At 62.6% G+C, this 7,833-nt stretch carries 9 protein-coding genes; 1 reads left to right on the top strand and 8 read right to left on the bottom strand.

Features of this window, described 5'->3' with window-relative positions:
* Positions 1 to 262: integrase core domain-containing protein (locus tag C515_RS0111280; RefSeq protein WP_043650107.1), on the top strand; the 262-nt coding region annotated here is incomplete at its 5' end.
* 274 nt (positions 263 to 536) lie between these two features.
* Here C515_RS0111280 and C515_RS0111275 read toward each other — a convergent pair.
* The 8 genes from C515_RS0111275 to pheA all read right to left on the bottom strand — a co-directional run bounded on the left by C515_RS0111275 (position 537) and on the right by pheA (position 7,812).
* The gene (locus C515_RS0111275; RefSeq protein WP_028455622.1) at positions 537 to 809 is read right to left on the bottom strand and encodes a (2Fe-2S) ferredoxin domain-containing protein; all 273 of its coding nucleotides are present in this window, start codon (positions 807 to 809) and stop codon (positions 537 to 539) included.
* 102 nt (positions 810 to 911) lie between these two features.
* Positions 912 to 1,475 (bottom strand): elongation factor P, encoded by a 564-nt coding sequence (efp, locus tag C515_RS0111270; protein ID WP_028455621.1) that lies wholly within the window; start codon positions 1,473 to 1,475, stop codon positions 912 to 914.
* Positions 1,476 to 1,527: 52 nt separating this feature from the next.
* Positions 1,528 to 2,658: an elongation factor P maturation arginine rhamnosyltransferase EarP gene (gene earP / locus C515_RS0111265; RefSeq protein WP_028455620.1), complete on the bottom strand. Its 1,131-nt coding sequence runs from the start codon at positions 2,656 to 2,658 to the stop codon at positions 1,528 to 1,530.
* Between the two features lie 249 nt (positions 2,659 to 2,907).
* A complete protein-coding gene (locus tag C515_RS0111260; protein WP_028455619.1) occupies positions 2,908 to 4,239 on the bottom strand; it encodes a UDP-glucose dehydrogenase family protein in 1,332 nt (443 codons plus the stop codon).
* 186 nt (positions 4,240 to 4,425) lie between these two features.
* Complete coding sequence (locus C515_RS0111255) at positions 4,426 to 4,629, bottom strand: DUF3460 family protein (protein WP_043649188.1); 204 nt, start codon at positions 4,627 to 4,629, stop codon at positions 4,426 to 4,428.
* A gap of 108 nt (positions 4,630 to 4,737) precedes the next feature.
* Positions 4,738 to 5,850 carry a histidinol-phosphate transaminase gene (gene hisC, locus C515_RS0111250; RefSeq protein ID WP_051304864.1) on the bottom strand — a complete coding sequence of 371 codons (1,113 nt, stop codon included), beginning with the start codon at positions 5,848 to 5,850 and terminating at the stop codon, positions 4,738 to 4,740.
* Between the two features lie 148 nt (positions 5,851 to 5,998).
* Entirely contained in the window at positions 5,999 to 6,586 is a 588-nt protein-coding gene (locus C515_RS0111245; protein ID WP_028455616.1) for an LOG family protein, read from the bottom strand.
* A 152-nt stretch (positions 6,587 to 6,738) separates the two neighbouring features.
* On the bottom strand, positions 6,739 to 7,812 hold the full coding sequence (pheA, locus tag C515_RS0111240) for a prephenate dehydratase (protein WP_028455615.1): 1,074 nt from the start codon (positions 7,810 to 7,812) through the stop codon (positions 6,739 to 6,741).
* Between the last annotated feature and the right edge of the window lie 21 nt (positions 7,813 to 7,833).

Here is a 7,833-nt window from a genome sequence, read left to right as displayed (position 1 = left end):
GTTGCGTAACTATGGCATGACGGCGTCGATGAGTCGCAAGGGCAACTGCTGGGACAATGCGCCGATGGAGAGTTTTTTCAACAGCCTGAAAAACGAGCGCGTGTTCCACCGGCGCTACGCGACCCGGTCGGCAGCCAAGGCAGATCTCTTTGATTACATCGAGGTGTTTTACAATCGCAAGCGCCGGCATTCGTCGCTGAATTACGAATCACCGGCAACCCATTACGCAGCCTGGCTGGAGCGAGAAAAGCTGGCCGCATAACCGCTACCTTGGTAGCCGGAAAGCGCGGGTAACCTCACCTGGCCAATACTGTTAAGCAACACTTGAGGAATTTGGTACTAGCAACACCAGACAACTGGCGCGAAAAATTCTCAAAATTGGCATCTATATAAAAACGCCTGATTACGCGAATCACCCCTGCATGGGCCGTGCGGTCATCGGTCTTCAATTGCTTGGCGGAAAGAAGCAAGTAGGTGCCAATAGCTCAGCGTATTCGTACACATGAACAATCGGGCGATATGATCCAGCCACCTGCTCAGTCATCCAGCGCCGCCAGCACCACATCCAGCCGCTCAAGCGTCACCTCGTGCAGCAGCTCGCCGCCGACAATCTTCACATTCGGCCCGCGCTCGCAGTTGCCCAGACAGCCCATAGGAAAAACATCGGCCAGCCTGCCGGCACTCGCCAGGCGGTCGCGCAGGGCGGTCAGCAGCTGCGGGCTGCCGAGGGCGGCGCAGGAGGGCTGGCCCTTGAGGCGGCGATGCACGCAGATGCCGATACGTGCAATGGGCGTGGTGGTTTCGTTCATGGGCGCAGCATAAAGAATCCGCACCAAAACAAACAGCCCCGCTGTGCGGGGCTGTTTTGTGCAGCACAGGGCTGCAGGACACGAGCCTTGCGGCTCTGGCACTCAGGCGCGCTTCTTGAATTCGCCGGTGCGGGTGTCGATTTCGATCTTGTCGCCGATTTCGATGAAGGCGGCAACCTGGATCTGGGTTTCGGTGCCAACCAGCTTGGCCGGCTTCATGACCTTGCCCGAGGTGTCGCCGCGTACGGCCGGCTCGGTGTACTCGACTTCGCGGACGATGGTGGTCGGCAGCTCGACGGAAATGGCCTTGCCGTCGTAGAAGGTCACTTCGCACTGGTCTTCCATGCCGTCAACGATGAAGGCAGCGGTGTCGCCGAGGTTTTCGGCTTCGACTTCGTACTGGTTGAATTCGGCATCCATGAACACGAACATCGGGTCGGCGAAGTAGGAGTAGGTGCACTCCTTCTTGTCGAGCACGATGACGTCGAACTTGTCGTCGGCCTTGAAGACGTTTTCCGATGCGGAATCGGTCAGCAGATTCTTCATCTTCATCTTGACGACGGCGGCGTTGCGGCCGGACTTGTTGTATTCGGTCTTTTGCACAACCAGCGGCTGGCCATCAACCATGATCACGTTACCAGCGCGAACTTCCTGAGCGGTCTTCATTACTTGGATTCCTGTTGCTGCACGAGCAGATTAGACGATAAAAAACGCGCGATTATACCTTGCCCGCGACGAAGCTGACCAGATTCGCCGCCAGATTTCCGTGTTGCGCCAGTTGCTTAGCCCAGCCACGCGCATGCAGGGCCAGGTCGGGCCAGGCGGCAAGCCAGGCGCGCCAGACGGCCGGATCGGCCAGCCCGGCATTCCAGGCGGCGAGCGCGGCAGCCTGGGCGGTGGCGGCCGGTGCGGGACACTCGGCCAGATAGACGGTCTGCCAGGCGGCCAGCTTGTCCAGATGCGCGTCCTCGCTCTGGTGATAGATATGCCAGATCAGCGGCTTGCCGGCCCACTGGGCGCGCACGAAGCTGTCTTCCCCGCGCACGAAGTTGGCGTCGCAACTCCACAGCAAGCGGTCGTAATCGTCCTGTGCCAGCATGGGCAGCGCGATGAGCTGCAGGCTGCCGGCTTGCCAGCAGGCACCCGGCGCCAGATACCCGCCAACATATTCACCCAGATCCTTTTCCAGCAATGACTCGGGGACGTATACCCGGCTTATCTGCTCATCATCCCGCAGCGCATCCAGCAAGCCCGGCAGGGCGCGGTTCGGGTAGGCGAACAGCGAAATCCGCCGATGCGCCGCGGCGCCGGGAAGCGGCCATTGCGCCAGAAAGCGTGCGGCATCGTCGGCCTGCCAGCGCGCGCACTCGCTCTGCTGGCGCTGCGACTGCAAAAGGCCGCCCGTGCCGGCGACAAAGCCGGGGAAGAAGAAAAACTTCTGCAGGCCCTGCCCTTGCGGCGAACCCAGGCCATGGCAGCCCGTCACCCAGTCTTCGGCGCTGAGGTATTCGAGATTGATCCAGCAGCGCGTGCTGCCCGGCATGGCAGCCCGGTAGCTGACGGGCAACTCGCAGGCAAACGCCTCGATCACGACGTCGGCCGGACGTACGAGGGGAAAGGCGTCGACCCAGTGGCCAACGGTAATGCCGCCCAGCTGCTGGCTGGCGGCACCGGCGTCGACTGCGGGGGCGATGCGGGCAAAACTTGCCAGATCGTCCACCCACAGGCGCACGACCAGACCATGCTCGTCGGCCAGCTGGCGCGCCAGCCGCCAGCACACGCCGATGTCGCCGTAGTTGTCGACCACGCGACAGAAAATGTCCCAGTGCGGGCTGGCAGCCTGAGTCATCACTTCAGCACAATCCCTGATTAAAAAATGGCAGTGCAATCAGCACAACACGCTGATTTTGTTCCTACCCCAGGCAGCGTCATTCCCGCGCAAGCGGGAAGCCGGTTCGCGCAGCAAACTCAACTCTGGCTCTGGATGCCCGCCTGCGCGGGCATGACGATAAGGCATTTCTGAAAGCAGAGAGACTTCATCAGGAAAACCAAGGGCACAGCCTGCGCTGGCTGTGCCCTGGCCGCCCGCAAACCGGCGTCAGTCCGCCTGCTGGCGGCCGACCGGGAAGTAGCGCAAGCCGGCTTCGGCCACCCGCTTCGGTTCATAAAGGTTGCGGCCGTCAAACAGTACCGGCTGCTTCAGCGCGGCCTTGATTTCACTGAAATCGGGGCTGCGGAATTCCTTCCATTCGGTGACGATCACCAGGGCATCGGCATTGGCCAGCGCGCCCTTGGGCGAGGTGGCGTAACTCAGGCCGGCCAGTTCGCCAAAACTGCGCTGCGCCTCCTTCATGGCGACCGGGTCGTAGGCCGTCACCGTGGCGCCGCGGGCCAGCAGGCCGTCGATGATCACGCGGCTGGGTGCTTCACGCATATCGTCGGTGTTGGGCTTGAACGCCAGCCCCCACAGCGCGAAATGGCGGCCGGCCAGGTTTTCACCGAATTCGCGCACGATCTTGGCGATCAGCACGGCCTTCTGCGCGTCATTGGCCTCCTCGACGGCACTGAGGATGCGTAGCGTGTGGCCATGTTCACGGCCGGTGCGCACCAGCGCCTGCACATCCTTCGGAAAGCAGGAGCCGCCATAGCCCACGCCCGGATAAAGGAAGTGGTAACCGATGCGCGGGTCGGCGCCGATGCCGCGGCGCACGTTCTCGATGTCGGCGCCCAGCGTCTCGGCCAGATTGGCCAGCTCGTTCATGAAGGAAATGCGCGTGGCCAGCATGGCATTGGCCGCGTACTTGGTCAGCTCGGCCGAGCGCACGTCCATGTAGAGAATGCGGTCGTGGTTGCGGGTGAATGGCGCGTAGATCGCGCCCATCAGATCCTTGGCGGTTTCATCGTCGGCGCCGATGACGATGCGGTCGGGCCGCATGAAATCTTCGATAGCCGCGCCTTCCTTCAGGAATTCGGGGTTGGAGACCACACTGAAACTGCTGCGCAGATTGCGTGCATCCAGTTCTTCCTGGATGGCGGCACGCACCTTGTCGGCGGTGCCAACCGGCACGGTCGACTTGTCGACCACCACCTTGTAATCGGTCATCAGCCGGCCGATCGTGCGCGCGGCGGCCACCACATACTGCAGATCGGCCGAGCCGTCCTCATCGGGCGGCGTGCCCACGGCGATGAACTGCAGCGTGCCGTGCGCCACCGACTCGGCCACATCGGTGGTAAAGCGCAGGCGACCGGCCTCGACATTGCGCTTCACCATTTCCTCCAGCCCCGGTTCGTAGATCGGGATGCCGCCTTCCTGCAGGATGCGGATTTTTTCCGGGTCCACATCCAGACACAAAACATCATTGCCAAATTCGGCCAAACAGGTGCCGGTAACCAGACCGACGTAGCCGGTGCCGATAACGGTGATGCGCATGCCTTAGTCCTTTTGAAAGTGCCCCGGGCTCGACGGCCGGGTCAGACCGCAAAGCGTGATTCTAACGCGTCATGCTGCTTTTCCGTGAAGGAAAGCCCGCATCGGCCACCGTGGCCGCGCCTGCCTGCTGTCGATCACGTCCGCGCCGATAAAAAAACCAGCCTTGCGGCTGGTTGTTCTGGCCGTTCAGTCGGGCTGATACGGATAGGGTTTTTGCTCGACGCGCGAGGCGTTGTTGCGCGCGCGCTCGTCAAGATCGATCGGCGCCTTGTCCCACAAGAGGCCGCGGCCTTCGACCTGGCCGGCGGCCACATCCGGGTTTTGCTGCAGATAGGACTGCATGAACTGGGTGAATTCGGAAACGTATTGCGAATCGGCAAGCAGCGGCATGACGGACATCCAGAAGTTCGGTTGATTTTGCGCCGGATTATACCGGCAAAGACGGAAAACCAGCCACAGCGACAGCGGGGCCGGGGCCCCTCTGCCGGCCTGGCGGCATCAGCCTGCCAGCGCCTCTTCCAGCACGGCGATGAAGCGGGCGTTTTCCGCCTCGGTGCCGATCGACACCCGCAGGGTATTGGGCAGGTTGTAGCCACCGAGCGGGCGCACGATCACGCCGCGCTCCAGCATGAAGCGGTTCAGCAAGGCCGCATCGCCGACGTGGAAGGCAATGAAATTGCCATGACTGGGAATGAACGGCACTTCCAGTCGCTGGAAGGCGGCCACCAGCTGCGCCATGCCGGCCTTGTTCACCGCCACGGTTTCGCGCAGGAAGTCCAGATCATCCAGCGCGGCGGTCGCGGCGGCCAGCGCCAGACTGTTGACGTTGAACGGCTGGCGCACGCGGTTGAGCAGATCGGCGACCTCGGGCGAAGCCAGCCCGAAACCGACACGCAGGCCGGCCAGACCGTAGGCCTTGGAGAAGGTGCGCACGACGATCAGATTGGGGAACTGCTTCAGCCACAGGATGGAATCGCTGCGCTTCTCCGCCGGCAGGTATTCGGTGTAGGCCTCGTCGAGCACCACCAGCACGTTCTTCGGGCACAGCTCGAGGAACTCCAGCAGGTCGCCGGGGCGCGCCAGCGTGCCGGTCGGGTTGTTCGGGTTGGCGATCCAGACAATCTTGGTGTCCGGACGGATCGCTGCGCGCATGGCGGTGAGATCGTGGCCGTAATCGTCGGCGCGCACCTGGATGCCGGTCGCGCCGACCGCCTGCACCGCCAGCGGGTAGACGGCGAAGGCGTATTGCGAAAACACCGACGAATCGCCAGCCTGCAAAAAGGCGCGGGCGATCAGCTCGAGCACGTCGTTCGAGCCGTTGCCCAGCACAATCTGGTCGAGTCCGACGCCGAACTTCTTCGCGATCTTGCTTTTCAGCTCGAAGCCGTTGCCGTCCGGGTACAGCGCCAGCGTCGCGAGTTCGGCTTCCACCGCCGCGCGCGCCTTCGGGCTCATCCCCAGCGGGTTTTCATTGGAGGCCAGCTTGACGATGCCGGCGGGGTCAAGATTCAGCTCGCGCGCCAGTTCGGAAGTCGGCTTGCCGGGCTGATAGGGCGCGATGGCGCGGATATGTTCGGGGGCCAGCGCAGACAATTCGGACAATTCGGGCATTTCTCTTCCAGTAACGGGGTATATGGCTACAGCCATTCAGAATCAATGGGTATGGAGCGATACATCACATGAGCCTTGATGTTTCAGCTCCGGGGCGCGCTTGCTCGCGAGCAACAGAACTTCGCGAGCAAGCTCGCTCCCACAGCAATCAGGTGCGATTGCGGAGCTCTTCGTTTTCCCAGTCCCCTTCGCGGGACGGTCGCGCGGCGAGCATGTCGAGCAGCTTGCCGTGCTGGCTGGAAATCTGCAGGGCGTTGAGTTCGGTTTCGCGCACAAAACCGTCGGCCGCGACCTTGTTCAGGAACATCAGCAGGCCGTCGTAAAAGCCGTTGACGTTCAAGAGCCCGATCGGCTTGCCATGCAGACCGATCTGCGCCCAGGTCAGGATTTCGAACAGCTCGTCAAAGGTGCCCAGCCCGCCGGGCAAGGCGATGAAGGCATCGGCCAGCTCGGCCATGCGCGCCTTGCGCGTGTGCATGGAGTCGACGACGATCAGGTCGGTGCAGGCCGCGTAGGCCAGCTCGCGCATGACCATGAATTGCGGAATCACGCCGATCACCTCGCCACCGGCGTCGAGCGCGGCGCTGGCCACTTCGCCCATCAGCCCGACATTGCCGCCGCCATACACCAGCGTGAGGCCGCGACCGGCCAGGGCGCGCCCCAGTTCGCGCGCGGCTTCGGCATGCGCCGGGTCATTCCCGATGCGCGAACCGCAGAATACTGCGACTTTTTTCATGCTTCGCTCCTTGGCTTGCTTGCCACCGCGCTGGAAAAGCCGTCAAGCGCGGCGCAGTGAAAATCGATTTCCGCCAAACTGCACCATGTATATGGTCAGAACCAATCTGGAGAAAGGGCTTCAGACAAATACCCCATGAACCGCACAGCCACTCAGATCACCGCCAGCGGATAGGCACCAAGCACCTTCACAAAGGCGGCGGTATTGCGCAGGCCGGTCAGTGCGGCCTGCAGCTTCGCTTCCTGTACATGCCCTTCAACATCCACGAAGAACACGTATTCCCACAAACCGGTGCGGCTGGGGCGTGACTCGAACTTCGTCATCGAAACGCCATTGCTGGCCAGCGGCTCGACCAGCTCGGCCAGGGCGCCGGGACGATTCGGTGCGGAGATCACCAGCGAGGTCTTGTCGCGCCCCGAAGGCACGGTGTCCTGATAGCCCAGCACCAGAAAGCGTGTGGTGTTGTTCGGCTCGTCCTCGATGTTCTGCGCCAGCTTCAGCAGGCCGAACTTCTCGGCCGCCGCGTCGCCGGCAATCGCCGCACACTCGGCATCCAGGCTCGCCAGTCGCGCGGCTTCGGCATTGCTCGCGACCGAAACGCGCTCGACATCGGCCGGCAGATTCTTGTTCAGCCATTCGTGGCATTGCGCGAGGCTTTGCGCGTGCGAATACACGCGCTTGATGCCGGCCAGCCCTTCGGTGGCGCGCAGCAGGTGATGATGGATGCGCAGCACCACTTCGCCACAGATTTTCAGCGGGCTGGTCACCATCAGATCCAGCGTGCGCCCCACCGCGCCCTCGGTGGAGTTTTCCACCGGTGCGACGACATAATCGGCGGTCCGCGCTTCAACCGTGCGGAAGGCTTCGTCGATGGACGCGCAGGCCAGCGTGCTCGCCGCATGGCCGAAATGCTTGATCGCGGCGGCCTGGCTGAACGTCCCCTCGGGGCCGAGGAAGGCGATGGTCAGCGGGCGCTCCAGCGCCAGACAGGCCGACATGATCTCGCGGAACAGCCGCGCGACGGTTTCGTCCGGCAGCGGGCCTTCGTTGAGCTCCTTGATGCGCGTGAGCACCTGTGCTTCGCGCTCGGGGCGGTAGACAATGCCGCCGCCCTTGATCTCGCCGATGGTGTGCGCGTGCTTCGCGCGCTGGTTCAGTAGGTGCAGCACCTGCGCGTCGATGGCATCGATGGCGTCGCGGTGTACTCTAAGCAGATCGTCACTCATGGTTTAACTTGAAACCCTAAA

This window comes from Chitinilyticum litopenaei DSM 21440 (assembly GCF_000428145.1).
GTDB classification, from domain to species: domain Bacteria; phylum Pseudomonadota; class Gammaproteobacteria; order Burkholderiales; family Chitinibacteraceae; genus Chitinilyticum; species Chitinilyticum litopenaei.
This window is presented reverse-complemented; position numbering and strand designations above follow the sequence as displayed.

Coding starts and splice junctions, on each gene's coding strand:
- C515_RS0111275 (WP_028455622.1), bottom strand. CDS start 809: ATGAACGAAACCACCACGCCCATTGCACGTATCGGCATCTGCGTGCAT.
- efp (WP_028455621.1), bottom strand. CDS start 1,475: ATGAAGACCGCTCAGGAAGTTCGCGCTGGTAACGTGATCATGGTTGAT.
- earP (WP_028455620.1), bottom strand. CDS start 2,658: ATGACTCAGGCTGCCAGCCCGCACTGGGACATTTTCTGTCGCGTGGTC.
- C515_RS0111260 (WP_028455619.1), bottom strand. CDS start 4,239: ATGCGCATCACCGTTATCGGCACCGGCTACGTCGGTCTGGTTACCGGC.
- C515_RS0111255 (WP_043649188.1), bottom strand. CDS start 4,629: ATGCCGCTGCTTGCCGATTCGCAATACGTTTCCGAATTCACCCAGTTC.
- hisC (WP_051304864.1), bottom strand. CDS start 5,850: ATGCCCGAATTGTCCGAATTGTCTGCGCTGGCCCCCGAACATATCCGC.
- C515_RS0111245 (WP_028455616.1), bottom strand. CDS start 6,586: ATGAAAAAAGTCGCAGTATTCTGCGGTTCGCGCATCGGGAATGACCCG.
- pheA (WP_028455615.1), bottom strand. CDS start 7,812: ATGAGTGACGATCTGCTTAGAGTACACCGCGACGCCATCGATGCCATC.